We start from the raw sequence: 17,547 nt of genomic DNA on the forward strand, positions 1-17,547 counted from the left end.
ATTGAAGCACAAACGAAAATTTAATGGTAAGCAAATTGTAATTAAGACAGCGACTGTAGGTCTGCTTTTAAATATGTTAATGAACCCTGTAATTCCAGCATTGGCTGAAGCGGGCAAAACTCCGGTTACAACCGAAGGTGCCGCAACTGCTACTGAAACTGCACCCAAGACCAACGCAGTTAAGATCCCTTCTGTGGAATCTCTTAACTTGGAATTGAGTTCTGCTATTCTAATAGAACCAACTACAGGCCAAGTACTTATGGCTCTAAATCCAGATACACCACTCCCACCTGCGAGTATGACCAAGATGATGACTGAATATCTTGTATCTGATGCCGTGAAAAAAGGAGACATCTCTTGGGATCAAAAGGTTATCATTCAAGAGAATGCTTCCAAACAGGTCGGATCACGAATTTTTCTGGCGGCTGGAGATGAACATACGGTTAAAGAGCTATACATAGCGATGGCTGTAGGATCGGCGAATGATGCCACGGTTGCTTTGGCAGAATTGGTATCGGGTTCAGAAGAACAATTCGTAGAACTAATGAATCAGACTGCACAGAAAATGGGCATGAAAAATACCTATTTTATTAACTCAACCGGACTTGATCGGGCAGACATGCCGAAGAAATTCCGTCCTGATCTTGATAAAGAGACTGTAATGTCAGCTAGAGATGCAGCTACTCTTGCTAAATTTATAGTTACTGACCACCCGGACTTCACTGAATTTACAACGATTCAGTCTTATAAATTCCGTGATCGGGATACAGCGCCGATCATTAACTACAACTGGATGCTGGAAGCTAACAAAAGTATTCCCAACTTTAAGGCATATGCTTATCCAGGTCTAGATGGACTGAAGACTGGCCATACCACAAATGCAGGTAACTGCTTTACCGGTACTGCTGTGCGTGATGGAATGCGTCTAATCAGTGTTGTTATGGGTGCTAACTCAGAGGCACATCGATTCACAGAAACTAAAAAAGTGCTCGACTACGGATTTAACAACTTTGAAATTAAACAGGTTGTAGCTCCGAAGGCTGTTATTGCTGGCACGGAAACAGTTCCGGTACTGAAAGGAAAGAATAAAGATGTTTCTATAGTTACTGATGAAGGAGTTTCTTTCATTGTTCCTAAGGGAACTGTTTCTCCTGAAGTTACTACAACTGTTGTAACAAATGACCCTGCAACTTTGGTTGCTCCTATAGCTCAGTCCTCTAAAGTAGGTAAAGTTACCTATTCCTACAAGGCTGAAGGCATGCAAGCAGCACAGGAGAAAACAGTTAATCTGATCACTGTAGAGGAAGCTGAGAAAGCTGGCTGGTTCAAGTTGTTCCTTAGAGCGATTGGCGATTTCTTCGGTGATTTATTTTCAGGGATCAAGAACTTGTTCTAATGCAGTTTGGTGTCGAAATCAGCAGTAAATCCGAGTAAATGGGTTGTAGATTTCCCTTCATTGGGGTAAAATTACAAGTTAGATTAAGATAGATCATTCGGGGGGTTAGGACATGGAAACAGGTACATCGCGAGTTAAAAGAGGCATGGCAGAAATGCAAAAAGGCGGCGTCATTATGGACGTCATGAATGCAGAGCAAGCAAAAATTGCTGAGGCTGCTGGTGCAGTTGCTGTTATGGCTCTGGAACGCGTACCTTCTGACATTCGTGCAGCTGGCGGTGTAGCACGGATGGCCGATCCTACAATTGTAGAAGAGGTTCTCAAGGTGGTAAGTATCCCTGTTATGGCTAAGGCTCGTATCGGCCATTATGTAGAAGCGAAAGTTCTAGAATCTTTGGGTGTTGATTACTTGGATGAGAGTGAAGTTCTTACTCCTGCTGATGAAGTATTCCATATTGATAAACATGAGTTCACCGTTCCTTTTGTATGTGGAGCGAAGGATCTGGGAGAAGCACTGAGACGTATTAACGAAGGTGCCTCCATGATCCGTACAAAAGGTGAACCAGGAACAGGCAACATTGTTGAGGCCGTGCGTCACATGCGCTTTATCAACAGTCAAATCCGTAAAGTAACGAATTTGTCTAAGGACGAGCTATATAATGAAGCAAAGAACCTGGGAGTTTCCTACGAGCTGTTGCTCGAAGTGCATGAGCTTGGCAAACTGCCGGTTGTTAACTTTGCCGCTGGGGGTGTAGCTACTCCTGCCGATGCTGCTCTTATGATGCATTTGGGTGCTGATGGTGTATTCGTAGGTTCGGGTATTTTTAAATCGGACAATCCTGAGAAATTTGCGCGTGCGATTGTTGAAGCCACTACACACTATACTGATTACAAACTGATTGCTGAAGTATCCAAGAACCTTGGTGCACCAATGAAGGGGATTGATATTGCAACTCTCACCCCGGCTGAACGTATGTCGGAGCGTGGCCGTTAATAGAGAGAAGGTTGTAGGATGAAGATAGGAGTATTGGCGCTTCAAGGCGCTGTTACAGAGCATATTGTTAGTATAGAGAAGACCGGTGCAGAAGGCGTGCCTATCAAGCGTGTGGAGCAGCTAGAAGAAGTTGAAGGCCTGATTATCCCCGGCGGAGAAAGTACAACGATTGGAAAGCTAATGCGGAAATATGGCTTCATAGAAGCCATCCGTGATTTTTCTGATCAGGGAAAGCCTATTTTTGGCACATGTGCGGGTATGATCGTGCTGGCCAAAAAAATTGCCGGTGGTGAACCGGGGCATTTGGAGCTGATGGATATTACCGTAGCCCGGAATGCATTCGGCCGCCAACGGGAAAGCTTTGAATGTGATCTGGAGGTTAAAGGCATTGATGAGCCGGTTCGTGCTGTATTTATACGTGCACCGCTTATCAACGAGGTAGGACCGGGAGTTGATGTGCTTACAGTCTATAATGATGAGATTGTAACCGCGCGCGAAGGGAACTTGCTGGTGTCTTCTTTTCATCCAGAACTGACCGATGATTTCAGACTGCACCAATATTTTGCCGATATGGTAGAGGCGAATAGGGAAGTCCAACAACAAAATCGCATATAAAGAACATTCTGACTCTTTCAAAGCTGTAATCAGCATTTTGAAAGAGTTTAGGCTGTTTTCAGGAGGGAAACTTTGTGTTAGATGTAAAAATACTACGTAGTGATTACGCAAGAGTGGAAGAGGCTTTAGAAAAACGGGGCAAATCACTGGATTTAATTGCTGATTTTCCACAACTTGATTTGCGTCGACGTGAATTACTGCAAGAAACCGAAGGTCTTAAGAACCGTCGTAATACAGTTTCAGGTGAAGTAGCGAAAAAGAAAAAGAACGGCGAGCCAGCAGATGATCTAATTACAGAAATGCGTACAGTATCTGACCGAATTAAAGAGCTTGATGATGAAGTACGTGAACTGGAAGCTCAGATTGCTGATCTTACTATGAATATCCCTAATATTCCTCATGATTCAGTTCCAGTAGGGAAATCCGAGGATGATAACGTTGAATTACGCCGCTGGTCGGAGCCCAAAGAGTTCGGATTCACTCCGAAATCACATTGGGAGCTTGCGCAGCAGCTTGATATTATTGATTTTGAAGCTGCAGCAAAGGTTACAGGATCCCGGTTTGTTTTCTATAAAGGACTTGGAGCACGTCTAGAACGGGCGCTGATTAACTTTATGATGGATCTTCACAGTGGTGAGCATAACTATGAGGAAATGCTGCCGCCTTACATTGTAAACAAAGACAGCTTGTATGGTACAGGACAACTGCCTAAATTCGAAGAGGATCTGTTCAAGCTGCGGGATACCGAATACTATTTGATTCCTACAGCTGAAGTACCGGTAACGAACTACTATCGCGAAGAGATTTTGACGGCAGCTGACCTGCCTAAATACCATGTAGCTTACAGCTCTTGTTTCCGTTCTGAGGCGGGCTCGGCGGGCCGTGATACTCGCGGTTTGATTCGCCAGCATCAATTCAACAAGGTAGAGTTGGTGAAGCTCACCACCCCTGAATCCTCTTATGAGGAATTAGAAAAAATGACAGCAGACGCTGAAAGTGTGCTACAGCTGTTAGGACTGCCTTATCGTGTACTTGGGTTATGTACGGCTGATATGGGCTTTACATCGGCTAAGACGTACGATTTGGAAGTGTGGTTGCCTGAGAGTGGGATGTACCGTGAGATCTCCTCTTGCTCAAATACAGAAGACTTCCAAGCACGCCGGGCAAATATTCGTTTCCGTAAGGATCCAAAATCGAAGCCTGAATTTGTTCATACGCTGAACGGCTCTGCTTTGGCTGTTGGACGTACGGTTGCTGCAATTCTTGAGAATTATCAGCAAGAGGATGGCAGTGTTCTGATTCCAGAATGCCTACAACCTTATATGCGCAATGTAAAATCGATACAACCAAAAACTATTTAAAGATATAGTTGCTTTTTCTTTGCATTGTATGGTACAATCCTAATGCATGTGAAATTTAAATGCATTTGGAGAGGTACCGAAGCGGTCATAACGGGGCGGTCTTGAAAACCGTTAGGGTGCAAGCCCACATGGGTTCGAATCCCATCCTCTCCGCCATTCCTTTATGAACTTAAAGAATAATTAGATAGAAACCGTTCCCTCTGGGGGACGGTTTTTTTGTTTTGTTTGGTAGACCTAGTTCTATTGAGAATAAAAAGCTTCATTTCTCCGCAATGTATTAGAGAAGGAGGATGATCATAATCATGGATAGAACATTAGAAGTTGATCAGCATAAGCTTGTCTCAGCCTGGCAGGAGCGTTTGCCGGCGTTGATGGATGATGGGGATAGTTTCAGTGTGCTGGCGGATAATGGGGATCCGAATAGCTTGCTGATTCATTTTAATGCGGCAGGTCATCAAGGCTATTCACTGGATTTTCGCTGCAAGTATGTAGATAGCAGAGAAGTGGCAGTGGATCTGCTGGATGTGGAACAGAGCGGTCTCCATATTGATGAGCGTAGCGATGCCGTACAGCAGCTGGCACAGCAATACTCACGGCAAATTCATGAATGTGCTCAGGCTCTTCAGAACTTGACCAATCCTTAGGAGGAATGAAAATGTCGAAACCAAAAAGTATCCCTGTTCCTGGGGCAGAGCCAACAAGTGGTGAGCGGAGAAAAGACCATGCTCCTTCAGGTCCAGAACCGCTTTCAGGTTCTAAAAAGGTGAAACAAGCAAACCATGTTGACCACCATAATCCACAAGGTTAACAAATAAAAACGTTAAGAATTTTAAAGAAGTGTTTCTTGATTTTTACAAATGGTTTATCATAGGAGGGGGAGAGATTTCTTTTACAATGGGAGAGGAGAACAATAATGAACAAAAAGTGGGGTTTGTCGGCCGCTGCATTGCTGCTTACAGCAGCAGTAATTCTGCCGGGATGTGCAAGTAAACAGGAGGCGCCAAAAGAGGCCTTAAAATCAGCCGCTACTAAAGCGACTACAATGTCATCTTATGAGATGAAGAGTAAATTCACGATCAACGATCTTACGATCGAGACCTCTGACGCTGAATCTGCTGCAATGACTACACAGGTACTTAGTATGCTTAAGAATGCTGATATTACCATTGATGGGGTATATCAAGCAGAGCCAATGCAGACAGAACTAACTATGGTTCTGAATCTGAAAGGCGATATGAGCATGAGCTTTAATGTTCCTATGGTAATGACTGCCGAGAAGTTGTATGTTAAGATTCCATCTATTCCTTTCGTACCGATTCCTGAGACGATCCTCAATAAGTTTGTAGAGGTTGATCTGAAGGCGTTGGCAGAGCAGGAGGGTGCAGAATTTAACCCAAGTACGATGGATACTCAAAAAATGCAGAAGCTGTCTAATGAAGTGGTGGACACTGTCCTAGCTGAATATGACGAAGAAAAATATTTTAACGAGATTGATCCCAAAGATGCTAATTTACCAGAAGGTGTGGAAGCTAAACAAGTCGTTCAGTTCCAAGTGACTAACGATAATGTTAAAGAAGCAATCACTATCTTGGTGAATAATGCCCTGCCAAAAATCATTGATATCGTAAGCAAGGAAGAATACAAGGATATGCTGCAGATTAAAGATGCAGATCTAGCTAAGGCTAAAGAAGAACTGACATCAGGTGAAGCTAGAACTGAATTGGATAAGGGCTTAGCTGATCTTGATAAGTACCTTACCATCAACCAGTTCCACTATAATACTGCGATCAATAAGGACGGATACGCTGTGTATCAGGATTTATTGATGGATGTTAAAGTAAATGATCCGGAAGATGGCACAAAAGTGGCCTTCTCAGTAAATGGAACGGGCCAATACAGCAAGATCAACGAAAAGCCGGTATTCAAGATTGGTATCCCTCAAGGTGATGATGTAATTACAATGGATCAACTTGGAGAAGAATTCGGTGGTTTGGGAACTTATTAATCCCAGTTCGCAAGATAAAGACCCGCATGAGGCGTATATTATACGCCCATGCGGGTCTTTTTTTAGGAAAAAAAGTAGCACTGATTCCTGCGACAATGCAGAATCCTATTTCTGTTCCTCTGTCAGCACATCTTCAGTTAAGATTGCGTAGGTTTGGTGATCCTGCCACTGTCCATTTATTTTAAGATACTGACGGGCAACCCCTTCAGGTTTAAACCCACTCTTCTCCAGGACTCTTCGTGAAGCTTCATTATGCAATAAAATAGCTGCCTGAACTCTATGTAGACCTAAGGCTCGGAAAGCATAGCCAAGGACTAATCCGACCGCTGCTGTCATATAACCTTGTCCTTGCATCCGATGATCCATTAAATATCCTAAATCAGCATATTGTGCTACACCTCGTGAGACGTTGGACAATGTGATCTGACCGATTAGCTGTCCATCCAGCAGATAAATGCCGAACATATAAGCTCTGTCCTGTAGGGCGTCCTCAATACGCTGATTGATGATCTGTTGCTGACTCTCCAGGGTAAAGAAGTGCTCATCACGTTTTGGCTCAAACGGTTCGTGGGTTACCCGGTTATTTAAACGAAGTTCTAGCAGGCTCTGTGCATCCTTAAGCTCAAGTGGAGAAATATAGATCCCTTGAGAGGTATGATATAGAGTAAGGGTCATTTAGGAGTCCTCCTTTTGTTTAATTGGCTTTTTACGTAAACGGCGAAAGAAGGAGGTGAGTAGATCTGCACATTCTTCTTGTAAAACATCCTGTATTACCTCAGTTCTATGATTAAATCGCGGCTCTTCAAGCAAGTTCATGAGGGTCCCGGCACATCCAGCTTTAGGGTCAGGCGTTCCATATACCGTGAGAGGCACTCTGGACTGCACTATTGCTCCTGCACACATCGGACAAGGTTCTAGGGTGACGTACAGCTGGCAATCCAGCAGACGCCAAGAATTCATGACATTGCTGGCCTCGCGAATGGCTACCATTTCTGCATGGGCTGTCGAATCCATTGTCGTTTCTCGTAAATTGTATCCACGTCCTATAATTTCACCATGTCGAACAATGACAGCGCCAATAGGAACCTCACCTAATGCCTCAGCTTTACGTGCTTCTGCGATCGCCTGCCTCATCCAATATTCATGAACCGCTTGTATATCTTCTGGCGATTCATTGGCTTTAATATTCAAGATCATCTTCCCTTCTTCTGTAACCATTGTACAACGAACAAATATTCGTTCTTAACAAAATGTGCATAACTCTGTGGATAACAGCCTACTTATACACATTTTTGTACACATCGGACTTTAATAATTTGTTTATATGTGCATAAGATGTGGATGGTTTCTTATATATTGTAGAGAAACACCTTTTGAATTTCAATATTTCGTGAATTAATAGGCTTGTTTTAAATGTCCTTTTCAAATGAGGGGGCAAAAGGTATGATGTTTATTATAGGCTCCGCAAGGATTTACCAGTGGATAAGAGGTGAATAACAGTTTGTCCATAAAGACAAAACTATCTGCTATTATTTTTGGAGCGGTACTGCTAATTTTAGCATTGAACCTGACATTTAACCTTTATGCCGCTCAGAATAATCTAAGAAATGAAAACGTAAATAATATGCAGATCACCGCTATGCAAATGGCTGTTTCTGTAGAACAAAGTAACTATAGCTCTAACTATGTAGAATATCAAATTGCGCATAACTTAAGAATGGCTGCCATTTTTGCCTCTAAGGAATTGGGTCCGGATTATAAGAATATAACCAACGCTCGACTAAAGGCTCTAACTTCCAAGTTGGGCGTGTCTAATATTTCAATTCTGGTAAAGACTGATAATGATATCGTGGTGACAAGGGCATCAAATCCTATTGATATTGGAATGTCCACTCAAGGTTGGGGGTACTGGTACCTTGCCCTTTTGGAGTTATTTGATAATCAGGAAGTCACTGTGGGGCACGGTCAGGCATTGGATCATTTTTGGTCAGGCCCATTTGAATATTCAACCTACAATCCCGATTTCATTGAGAAGTGGGGTTATTATCATGATGAAGCAAGCAACTACATCATTAATCCTGTTATTCTCAATACTGCGGCTAGTGAATATGTCAAAATCACCAATCCCGATCAAATTGTAGAGCGAACCAAAGAAGTTAATCCTGGGATTTTAGAGCTTACAGGATTTAATCCAACAACATTTGGTTTAGCGAGTATGGCGGGCGATGGAAGCGATGCATTTAAAAAGAAACTTGGCAACCGCCCAATTAAGTTCGGTACCTATACTTATGGTAATGTGGAGCAAGATAAAGCGGCCATTCTATTAGCTCAGCAGAAGCAGAAGCCAGTTACACTGGAGACGAGAGTACATGGGAAAAGAGTACTCAAAAGCTTCATTCCTATCCAGACTGCTAAAATGGAACCTTATGTAATCGGTGTAGTTTTGGATTATTCTGTGATTTCATCCGTAGTTCATGAACAATTAACCAATTATTTGACTACGTCTCTGTTGTTGCTGGCATTATTTTTGCTATGTAGTTACATACTTTCAGGTTTTGTTACCCGTCCAATTCAGGCTATACTTGCTAAAGTCAATGATGTAGCGCGAGGTAAGTTCGAACCTCCATTAAGCGTAACCTCTCGTGATGAGCTAGGTCAATTAGCCTTGCGGATTAACGCTATGACTTCTCATCTTATGCAACGCACCAATCGTCTTAAGCAGACGCTGGAAGAGAACCGGGCGGTTAAGGAGCATTTGGAATCCGTAATTAACGGTACGTCGGATGCGATTCATACGTTGGATATGGAGGGACGAATCACTAGCACTAACAGAGCCTTTGAGGAGCTGTACGGATGGAGTGCAACAGAAGTGATAGGCAATATGCCATATCTTGTACCCGCGACAGCGCTTAAGCAAGAGGAAGAGCGGCTTGACGCGTTAAGAAATGGTGCAGTTCTGCCGCCGATCGAGACAGTGAGACTTAAACGGGACGGATCATTAGTTGAAGTTAGCGTTAGTACCTCGATAATTCGAGATGAAGAGGGTTATCCCCATTCCTTTATTCACGTTTCTCGTGATATGACGGAACGCAATCGAATGGAGGAGCTGCTTAGACGCTCTGAGAAACTAACTACAGTCGGCCAATTGGCCGCAGGAGTAGCTCATGAGATTCGTAATCCTCTTACCACATTAAAAGGATTTCTACAGCTTCAACAGGAGAAGGAGCTCTTGGTTCCGCTTCATATAGAGCTGATGTTATCCGAGCTGGAGCGGATTAATCTTATCGTCAGTGAATTTTTAATTCTGGCTAAGCCACAAGCCGTTCATTTTCAGGAGAAAGATCTTCGCTACATATTAGGTGATGTAGTTTCTCTATTGGATAGTCTGGCTCATCTACATGATATTCAATTTAGTACGAAATTCTCTGAACAAGCTGCTACTGTACATTGTGAAGAGAACCAGCTGAAGCAGGTATTTATTAATATTGTTAAAAATGCAATTGAGGCTATGCCCGAGGGTGGCGTCATTTCGATGGAACTTTGGAACTCTGTGGATTGCGTCTTTATTGTAATTAAAGATCAGGGTGAAGGGATTCCAGAGGACGTGCTACCTAAGCTGGGTGAACCGTTCTTCACGAATAAGGAATCGGGGACTGGTCTTGGGTTAATGATTAGCCAGCGTATTATTCAGGCTCATAAGGGTCATTTGGAAATACAAAGTGAAGTTGGCCGGGGGACAACCGTTATGATTAAGCTGCCTGCAGCTGGAGGGGTTACACCTTGGCTCAACATTAAGGATGAACGGAGTGAAGAACAACGTGAGAATTAATAAATTCATCAGTGAGACAGGGTACTGTTCACGCCGAGAAGCAGACAAGCTTGTGGATGCCGGCAGAGTTACGATCAACGGAGAGCCTGCTGTGCTGGGCAGTCAGGCTGTTCCGGGCGATGATGTGCGAATAGATGGTATAGCGCTTGAAACCTCAAGCCAGACGGTCTACATTGCTCTAAACAAGCCGGTAGGGATTACATCAACCACAGAACAGCATATCAAGGGGAATATTGTCGATTTTGTAGGTCATCATGAGCGTATATTCCCGATTGGTCGTCTCGATAAGGATTCGGAAGGATTAATCTTGCTTACTAATGATGGTGACATCGTTAATAAAATTTTGCGGGCGGAAGGCCGGCATGAAAAAGAATATGTGGTTACCGTGGACAGACCCATTACGCCATCATTTATTACCGGCATGTCCAGCGGCGTGAAAATATTAGGTGAGAAGACGCTGCCCTGTGAGGTCACGCGTATTACGGAGCGTGTCTTCCGTATTATTTTGACAGAGGGCAAAAATCGCCAGATTCGTCGTATGTGCAGCGCTTTTGGCTATGAGGTGCGAAAGCTGCAACGCATTCGGATTATGAATATTCGCCTGGGGGCATTGCAAACGGGAGAATGGCGGGAGCTGTCTGCTGATGAGAAGAAAGAGCTTGGAGCTACGCTGAACTACGAGTTACTGTAGGAATGTTATTACAATGTTACAGGTCCATATAGAATGTAGTACTCGCAACAAAAAAAGAGCTGTCCGGGGTCTAAGACCTTTGGACAGCTCTTTTTATTACCTTACGAAATCACTTATTCAGCAGAGGGAACAATCCCTGTAAACTCTTTGGATTCTTGATATTTGCGAATAATGGAAACCTCTACCCGGCGATTCTTGCTTCGGCCGGTAGCTGTGTCATTATCCGAAATAGGATGATACTCGCCGTATCCAATCGCACTAAATTTGCGCGGATTTAGATTCGTGTTCTGCAGCAAAATCTTCATGAACTGAAGTGCCCGATCCGCACTCAGATCCCAGTTGGATGAATAGTTGCTATTGGAAATCGGAATATCGTCGGTGTGCCCTTGCACTACTACATCATAATCCGGGAATTGCTGCAGCATCGTTGAGATGGATTTAGCTAATTGCCGCGAATCATCCTTAACAATGGCTTGGCCAGAGGCGAACAATGCGTTATCACTGATCGTAATCATTAGCTGAGATTGATTAAGCTTCGTACTGAGCAGATCAGTTAGACCGTTGCTCTTAATATATTGATCGAATTGTTTCTTAAGCTTCTCTAAATCCTCTTGTTCCTTTTGTCGTAGCTTTGCCATTTCTGCTTCTTCAGCTTTCTTGGAAGTAGAGCTACCCATCTTATCATTTTTCCCCAGATCTTCTTGAGTTTTACTAGGCATTGCTGCCCGCTCTTCAAGAATACCTGTACCGCCATTAAGTGCGGAACTGAAGGCTTGACTCATCTCTTCAAATTTCTTGGCATCCGTTGCGCTCATAGAATACATAACGATGAACAGAGCCACCAGAAGAGTCATGAGGTCGGAATAAGGTAACAGCCACGATTCATCGGCATGTTCTTCATGCTCTTCGTGTCTAGTCTTTTTGCTCACCTGATCCACCGTCCTTCTCATTTAACTTAACGCGTTGCGAAGGTGTTAGGAATACAGCAAGCTTCTGATTGATGGCAATAGTAGATACACCGGACTGTATGGACAAAAGACCTTCGACCATCATCATTCGAACTTCGATTTCTTGTTTGGAGAGACGTTTCAGCTTATTAGCAATAGGATGCCATAATACGTAACCTGTAAAGATACCAAGCAAAGTGGCGATGAAGGCAGCCCCGATTGCCGCAGCCAATTTGTTCATATCACTCATATCAGCCAGAGCGGCGATGAGGCCGATAACCGCCCCGAGCACCCCAAGGGTAGGAGCATACATACCTGCCTGTGAGAAAATGAGCGCTCCTGCTTTATGTCTATCCTCTGTGGCGTGGATATCCTCCATGAGGACATCGCGGACAAAATCCTGATCATTTCCATCAATGATCATCCGCATGCCATTCCTGAGGAAGTTATCTTCTATTTCATCGACCTTTGATTCTAGAGCCAACAGACCTTCACGCCGTGTGATAGAAGCCCATTCCATGAACATAGTGATTAATTCGGGTTTACTGATTAATTTCTTTTTGATAAAAATCATTTTGAACAGACTTGGAATCTTTTTGACCTCGTTGAAAGGAAAGGCCATGAAAATAGACGCTGCCGTACCCACCAAGATAATAACGTAAGCAGCAGGTGTGGCCAAAGCATGAAGTGGAGCGTGCTTGAGGATCATGCCCCAGATTACAGCAACCAAACCAAAAATTAAACCAATTATTGTTGAAATTTCCATTTTGCACCTCGTCCGTGAGATTTAAGATGTGTTCCGACAATGCCGCGTATATCATCCTTGAAACAGCGGCAGGGCACTCTGTGCGAAACCGAATTAACGTATATTCTTATTTATCGACATCATTCGGTTTTTTGTGAAGTCATTTTTTCGGCTATAATGGATAAGGTAAGTAATTATTCATCTGTGAAGAAAACGGAGTGATATACGTGGGTGTAAAGCATGGTAGAGATTACGGTGAAATTCTAACAGATTTGACCGAAGCCGTCGGACGAATTTCCGATGGATATTTATTTTTTGAGATGGATCCGGACGAGTGGCAGGAACTACCCCAAGAATCAAAGCTGGAGGTATGGGAAGCATTGGCTGAGGATCTTTTCTTTGCGCTGGGTAATGAACCTATGATTGAGGTGGGGAGCGGCGTAATTATTTACGATAAGGACACGCACCGCATTAATATTTTAGTTGGCGAAGAGGATTTGGCTTCAGTGGTTTTGATTTAGGTTGAGGAGACGTCTGGACGTAATTTGCCCGTAGTTAGTAGCCCGTGTTAAAATTGATAAAGCCGAGTTATAATCGCTGGGATTTGTGAATACATTAAATCGAAAATATCGCCATTATCCTGGCACATCCCTTGGACCTCAGAAGCTAAGGGATGTTTTGTTTAAAGCCTAAGACAAGTAAAGGGAACTGCGCACTTTACTGCAATTTTTTGTAAGGGAGGAAACGAATTGTTATTTACGGAAGAGGAACTGCGTGAGGAGATCACCAAGCTAGAGGGCTGGAAGCTGGAAGATAACGTTATGGTACGAAAATATATGTTCAGCCAATATATGAAGGGCATTGCGTTTGTTGATGAAGTAGCCACGATTTCAGAAGCCTTCGATCATCATCCACATATTACGATTGATTATAAAACAGTTACACTGCGACTTGAATCTAATGAAGAAGATGGGATTACGGCTCTAGATCTTCGAGAGGCGCATCAATTTAATGAAGCCTTTGAAAAAAATCACTAGTTTAGCCGAAATCATAAAATAAACGCCCGTGCAGAGATAGTCACCTATCTCATACACGGGCGTTTTTAGTTGCTTGGGTGGGTTACTTTTTCTCTGAGAGCCAGAGTGCGACGTTGGCGATCTCTTCAGGCGCTAGTTTCTCCTTAAAGGAAGGCATTTGGCCACGTCCTTTAGTGACGATGCTATAGATTTCCTCAGCGTCATGCTGGCCACCTTCATTCTGAAGACTTGGTCCAACTCCACCTTGAAGCTGATCGCCGTGACAGGTGATACAGCTGGCTTTCACGGTTGCTTCTGCCTTTGCTGCGTCCAGTTGAACTACCGGCATCGTGGGCTTATTTTCTTCCGCTACCTCTTCTTTACCCGGAAGTGTAAACATGAGTACTACCGCAAAGGCACAGGCGGCAAAAAACAAACCGCTCATGATCCATTTCTGCATCCCAATTCGTCCCTTCTATGTAAGCTGCTCCCTACATTATAGCTTATGGTGAAGCGTTATCATAGGGTTTGTGACAAAAAAATGAACGAGAATACAATCATTCTCATGAAATATATGGTATTTAATATCATTTGTCATAGACCATGCAATAAAAAGGTTTGTCTCCTGTAGGTGTGCGGCGTTCATACGTATCTGTAATCGTAAATCCACATTTTTGATAAGTTCGAATGGCGCGTTGGTTCCAGGTCAGGACTTCTAGATCTATCTCACGATCAGGATAACGATTCAAGGCTGTCTGGACGATGGCATCTACGAATAGTTTGCCTAAACCATGGCCGCATAGATCGGGGCGCATCCCAACTCCTAAACGAACGACTCCTTCCATCGGGAACAACTGTGCGAATCCGCACAAAATCTCTTGTTCATTTAATATGGAGATATATTGTTCCTCCCGGAGCTGCGGATCGCCAAACTCGATGCCAAGAGCCTGCATCTGCTCCCACGGCATCCAGCCATAAATATTATATGGGGGCGTATAGCTCCACTTACAAATAGCTTCTCCGTGAATTGCCTCCATAGGAACAACATGAAAAGTTACCGAGGGATTTATCATAAGGTCAACGATCTCCTTTCACGAGGACATTGCTATATTACTAATTATATACAAAATGGGGGAGGTTCGACTCAGAAACTTTATATGAGAGGAATGTTTTACAAATTATGAGAGGGGTAAATAAGTAATAAGACAAAAAAACAAGCTCTCCTCCAAGAGTTACCTTGGAAAAGAGCCTATGTACGTTACTTATTGAACATCATCATTGTCTTCCGATTCAGCAGCAACCGATTGGTAAGCGTCTGTGCTCATAATGCGCTTAGCACCAACGTAGCGTTTCACGTAGTAGCTATCACTCAGAGAGCTAATCGTAACACCGCGTGAGGTAGAAGCGTGTGCGAACTTACCTTCACCGACATAAATGCCGACATGGGAGACACCTTTGCCACTTGTATTGAAGAATACAAGATCTCCGGCTCTTATATCATCACGGGAGATTGCTGTGCCCATTTGATATTGGGAACCTGATTGGTGTGGAAGGTTAATGCCAATCTTATCAAACACATACATTGTAAATCCGGAGCAATCAAATCCGTTAGTGGATATACCGCCGGATACGTATTTAGTACCGATGGCCTTGTCAATCACTTTATCCATTTTTGAATCTGCGAAAGCGCTTCCTGCTCCGATGGTGAGGATGATGGAAAAGCTTAGTACTGCTGCTGCTAACTTCTTCTTCAAAAGTGTATACCCCTTCCAAATGCCTACGAGGTTAGCTTAAGGGTTCGGTTGAAGGTCCCCTATGACCCCTCTATATAATGGAGGTCAATTCACCCAAAGTTGGTTCCCCCGTTTTCCTAATAGTTAGGAAACTCGGCTCATACTGTTGATTAGGATTAGCTTGTAATCAATACATGACAAAACCTTTGTAAATAACAACTTAATGATTACAAAAATGTTACTAAAATCTCACTGCGCTAATTGTAACAAACAGAAAGCCGCTTGGCAATCGTTTTTAACATATTAATGCAGAAAAATTGGCATTTTTACGGTAGAAAGGCATATGTAAGCGTTAATAATGACCTAATTTTTAATATAATTGCAATTTTTATCAAATAAACGTGTTTCAATCGGGCTCTAATAGTGTAAAAATATATTATGGAAAAAGAAAAACCCGAATTTGATTACGGGCATAATCAGATTCAGGTTCATATAGTTGTAATTATGAGGTTATAGTTGTGAGGAAGGTTTCAATCGAAGGCTACAGCTTGATAAGCTGAAGTACTCATTACTCTTTTAGCGCCAACATAACGATTGGCCCAGTAGGCCTGACTGAGTGAAGTGATGGTTACTCCACGCGAAGAGGACGATTGTGCGAATTTTCCGTTTCCAACATAAATGCCGACATGGGATACTCCATTGCCAAGTGTGTTAAAGAACACTAGATCACCAGAACGCAGATTGCTTTTGGATACAGCAGTTCCAACGCTATATTGAGCTTTTGATGTACGAGGTAAAGTAAGACCCACATTCTTGAATACATATTTTGTAAATCCAGAGCAATCAAATCCGGCAGTGCTTGTACCTCCGGTTTTATAGGCAACTCCAATAGTCTTTGAGATTACAGTGTCCATCTTAGAGTCGGCAAAGGCGCTTCCTCCACCAATAGATAATGCCATTACAAGTCCTAGCGCCGCAGCGACGCATTTTTTTCTTAAATTATGTCTTTTCAAAAGATGTACTCCTTCCAAGGCCTGCGAGGTTAGCTTAAGGGTTCGGTAGAAGATTCCCTATGATCCCTGTAAAGCGAGATCAATTCACCCAAAATATGGTTCCCCCACTTCCCGGTGCAAAGGAATTAGGCGTGTTAAGCACCAAGAGAATGACGTTTCGACAGTTACACTTACGATAAATACATTTAGTTATGTAGGAATCGTTTCAATTGATTACAAAATTGTTACTAATAGCACAGGACTTATTGTAACAGAGCTTTTATGATTTTGCAAATACTCTTAAGTTATCCGTAATGAGAAAAAGTCCCAGCTCCTGAATACAGGAATTGGGACCTTTTTATTATGTCAAATAAGGTTAATTTATTGTGGAAATGCTTTGCTACACCATAGATGATATTGTGCAGAGATTCCCCACATTTTTAAGAGCGTAGAAGGTAGTGGTGAGATTTGCCGTATTATAAGTGCCGGCAGGCCGGGACAGAACAGACCCGTCAGTCCGCACACTAGCAGTAAGAGCAAGCCTCCCGCACCAAGTACAATGGAAACACCTATAGCAGGAATCAGTGACCGCAAGCAGATGAACAGTGAGGAGAACATTCCTGTACCGCCGGTGTAACCAAACTGCATATATAGAAGAAACAGGCGCACGATAAAAATATATATAAGCCATGCCAATACGTATGGTACTAAATGAAGTAACAAAGTGTAGTTAAACAAAGAGGATAAGAACAGCCCGTACATTTTTGGAGCAAGCCAGTAAAGCGGCAGCAGGGTCAGAACCCATTCGATTAGGCTAAAGACTAAGACAGGTAGTCCATAGATCTTCATGCCAGGGAAAAAGAACAGTCCGCGCTCGCCCCTTCGCTCCTGGTGGAGCTCATGCAGCAATCCTGCCCTTATGAAAGGAGAAAGCAGAAGTCGCAAGACAACAAGTCCTAGAAGCATCCATAACCAAGTGCGTATCGCAGGGTCAGTATTCAAGCTGAACTGTCCCTCGATATAATACAACAGTCTGCCCATACCGCTGCCGCCGGCGTCTTTATCTGGATAGCGCAGTAGAATTGGAATAATAGCAGATCGGATGAAACCATACATAAAGTAGCCCCAGAGCAGTCGGTAGATGAAGAGCAGAATTAAAATATAAAATTGCTCCTTCATGCTTTGCCAGCCGCGGGTTATCGATGTTCTCACAATCATTCACC

At 43.2% G+C, this 17,547-nt stretch carries 20 protein-coding genes, 1 tRNA gene and 2 riboswitches; of the genes, 12 read left to right on the plus strand and 9 right to left on the minus strand.

Translation table 11 applies throughout. The features are described from left to right. Nucleotide 1: 1 nt before the first annotated feature. From NSQ55_RS00450 to NSQ55_RS00485, 8 genes are all read left to right on the plus strand, one after another. On the plus strand, nt 2-1,396 hold the full coding sequence (locus tag NSQ55_RS00450) for a D-alanyl-D-alanine carboxypeptidase family protein (protein ID WP_076187220.1): 1,395 nt from the start codon (nt 2-4) through the stop codon (nt 1,394-1,396). Nucleotides 1,397-1,508: 112 nt separating this feature from the next. Beyond that, nucleotides 1,509-2,390 carry a pyridoxal 5'-phosphate synthase lyase subunit PdxS gene (gene pdxS / locus NSQ55_RS00455; RefSeq protein ID WP_036679980.1) on the plus strand — a complete coding sequence of 294 codons (882 nt, stop codon included), beginning with the start codon at nt 1,509-1,511 and terminating at the stop codon, nt 2,388-2,390. A gap of 18 nt (nt 2,391-2,408) precedes the next feature. Further along, a complete protein-coding gene (pdxT, locus tag NSQ55_RS00460; RefSeq protein ID WP_076130391.1) occupies nt 2,409-3,005 on the plus strand; it encodes a pyridoxal 5'-phosphate synthase glutaminase subunit PdxT in 597 nt (198 codons plus the stop codon). A gap of 74 nt (nt 3,006-3,079) precedes the next feature. Beyond that, on the plus strand, nt 3,080-4,366 hold the full coding sequence (gene serS, locus NSQ55_RS00465; RefSeq protein ID WP_038568043.1) for a serine--tRNA ligase: 1,287 nt from the start codon (nt 3,080-3,082) through the stop codon (nt 4,364-4,366). A 67-nt stretch (nt 4,367-4,433) separates the two neighbouring features. Further along, a tRNA-Ser gene (locus tag NSQ55_RS00470) sits at nt 4,434-4,522 on the plus strand. Nucleotides 4,523-4,668: 146 nt separating this feature from the next. Continuing rightward, entirely contained in the window at nt 4,669-5,010 is a 342-nt protein-coding gene (locus tag NSQ55_RS00475) for a hypothetical protein (protein WP_339170708.1), read from the plus strand. Between the two features lie 11 nt (nt 5,011-5,021). Next, nucleotides 5,022-5,174 (plus strand): small acid-soluble spore protein P, encoded by a 153-nt coding sequence (locus NSQ55_RS00480; protein WP_036679976.1) that lies wholly within the window; start codon nt 5,022-5,024, stop codon nt 5,172-5,174. Nucleotides 5,175-5,279: 105 nt separating this feature from the next. Next, complete coding sequence (locus tag NSQ55_RS00485; RefSeq protein WP_076130388.1) at nt 5,280-6,371, plus strand: hypothetical protein; 1,092 nt, start codon at nt 5,280-5,282, stop codon at nt 6,369-6,371. Between the two features lie 105 nt (nt 6,372-6,476). Here NSQ55_RS00485 and NSQ55_RS00490 read toward each other — a convergent pair whose 3' ends face one another. Next, the gene (locus NSQ55_RS00490) at nt 6,477-7,046 is read right to left on the minus strand and encodes a GNAT family protein (protein ID WP_076187218.1); all 570 of its coding nucleotides are present in this window, start codon (nt 7,044-7,046) and stop codon (nt 6,477-6,479) included. Continuing rightward, a complete protein-coding gene (gene tadA / locus NSQ55_RS00495) occupies nt 7,047-7,568 on the minus strand; it encodes a tRNA adenosine(34) deaminase TadA (RefSeq protein WP_076130386.1) in 522 nt (173 codons plus the stop codon). 304 nt (nt 7,569-7,872) lie between these two features. On the opposite strand from tadA, the gene NSQ55_RS00500 reads away from it, so the two are divergent. Together NSQ55_RS00500 and rluF are read left to right on the plus strand one after the other, a co-directional pair. After that, nucleotides 7,873-10,200, plus strand: coding sequence for an ATP-binding protein (locus NSQ55_RS00500; protein ID WP_339170712.1), 2,328 nt, complete (start codon nt 7,873-7,875; stop codon nt 10,198-10,200). Then, entirely contained in the window at nt 10,190-10,891 is a 702-nt protein-coding gene (rluF, locus tag NSQ55_RS00505; RefSeq protein WP_036679985.1) for a 23S rRNA pseudouridine(2604) synthase RluF, read from the plus strand. Before NSQ55_RS00500 ends, rluF begins: the two co-directional genes overlap by 11 nt. A gap of 113 nt (nt 10,892-11,004) precedes the next feature. On the opposite strand, the gene motB is transcribed toward rluF, so the two are convergent. Both motB and motA read right to left on the minus strand, forming a co-directional pair. Beyond that, complete coding sequence (gene motB, locus NSQ55_RS00510) at nt 11,005-11,820, minus strand: flagellar motor protein MotB (RefSeq protein ID WP_076130384.1); 816 nt, start codon at nt 11,818-11,820, stop codon at nt 11,005-11,007. Continuing rightward, nucleotides 11,804-12,604: a flagellar motor stator protein MotA gene (gene motA, locus NSQ55_RS00515; RefSeq protein WP_036679967.1), complete on the minus strand. Its 801-nt coding sequence runs from the start codon at nt 12,602-12,604 to the stop codon at nt 11,804-11,806. The genes motB and motA overlap by 17 nt, the downstream gene beginning before the upstream one ends. Nucleotides 12,605-12,810: 206 nt before the next feature. On the opposite strand from motA, the gene NSQ55_RS00520 reads away from it, so the two are divergent. Both NSQ55_RS00520 and NSQ55_RS00525 read left to right on the plus strand, forming a co-directional pair. Next, nucleotides 12,811-13,104: a hypothetical protein gene (locus NSQ55_RS00520; protein WP_036679966.1), complete on the plus strand. Its 294-nt coding sequence runs from the start codon at nt 12,811-12,813 to the stop codon at nt 13,102-13,104. 228 nt (nt 13,105-13,332) lie between these two features. Beyond that, nucleotides 13,333-13,620 (plus strand): 4a-hydroxytetrahydrobiopterin dehydratase, encoded by a 288-nt coding sequence (locus NSQ55_RS00525; protein ID WP_076187214.1) that lies wholly within the window; start codon nt 13,333-13,335, stop codon nt 13,618-13,620. A gap of 82 nt (nt 13,621-13,702) precedes the next feature. Here the strand turns inward: NSQ55_RS00525 and NSQ55_RS00530 are convergent, their stop codons facing one another. From NSQ55_RS00530 to NSQ55_RS00550, 5 genes are all read right to left on the minus strand, one after another. Continuing rightward, on the minus strand, nt 13,703-14,059 hold the full coding sequence (locus tag NSQ55_RS00530; RefSeq protein ID WP_036679962.1) for a cytochrome c: 357 nt from the start codon (nt 14,057-14,059) through the stop codon (nt 13,703-13,705). Nucleotides 14,060-14,186: 127 nt separating this feature from the next. Beyond that, nucleotides 14,187-14,672: a GNAT family N-acetyltransferase gene (locus NSQ55_RS00535; RefSeq protein WP_076187212.1), complete on the minus strand. Its 486-nt coding sequence runs from the start codon at nt 14,670-14,672 to the stop codon at nt 14,187-14,189. Nucleotides 14,673-14,861: 189 nt separating this feature from the next. Beyond that, nucleotides 14,862-15,314 carry a C40 family peptidase gene (locus NSQ55_RS00540; RefSeq protein WP_232061490.1) on the minus strand — a complete coding sequence of 151 codons (453 nt, stop codon included), beginning with the start codon at nt 15,312-15,314 and terminating at the stop codon, nt 14,862-14,864. Nucleotides 15,315-15,358: 44 nt separating this feature from the next. Next, nucleotides 15,359-15,501, minus strand: a riboswitch (cyclic di-AMP (ydaO/yuaA leader). 361 nt (nt 15,502-15,862) lie between these two features. Beyond that, the gene (locus NSQ55_RS00545; RefSeq protein WP_076130394.1) at nt 15,863-16,291 is read right to left on the minus strand and encodes a C40 family peptidase; all 429 of its coding nucleotides are present in this window, start codon (nt 16,289-16,291) and stop codon (nt 15,863-15,865) included. A 57-nt stretch (nt 16,292-16,348) separates the two neighbouring features. Continuing rightward, nucleotides 16,349-16,487, minus strand: a riboswitch (cyclic di-AMP (ydaO/yuaA leader). Between the two features lie 218 nt (nt 16,488-16,705). Then, complete coding sequence (locus NSQ55_RS00550) at nt 16,706-17,536, minus strand: hypothetical protein (protein ID WP_076187222.1); 831 nt, start codon at nt 17,534-17,536, stop codon at nt 16,706-16,708. Between the last annotated feature and the right edge of the window lie 11 nt (nt 17,537-17,547).

The organism is Paenibacillus sp. FSL H7-0943, assembly GCF_037963265.1.
Taxonomy (GTDB): Bacteria; Bacillota; Bacilli; order Paenibacillales; family Paenibacillaceae; genus Paenibacillus_AQ; species Paenibacillus_AQ odorifer.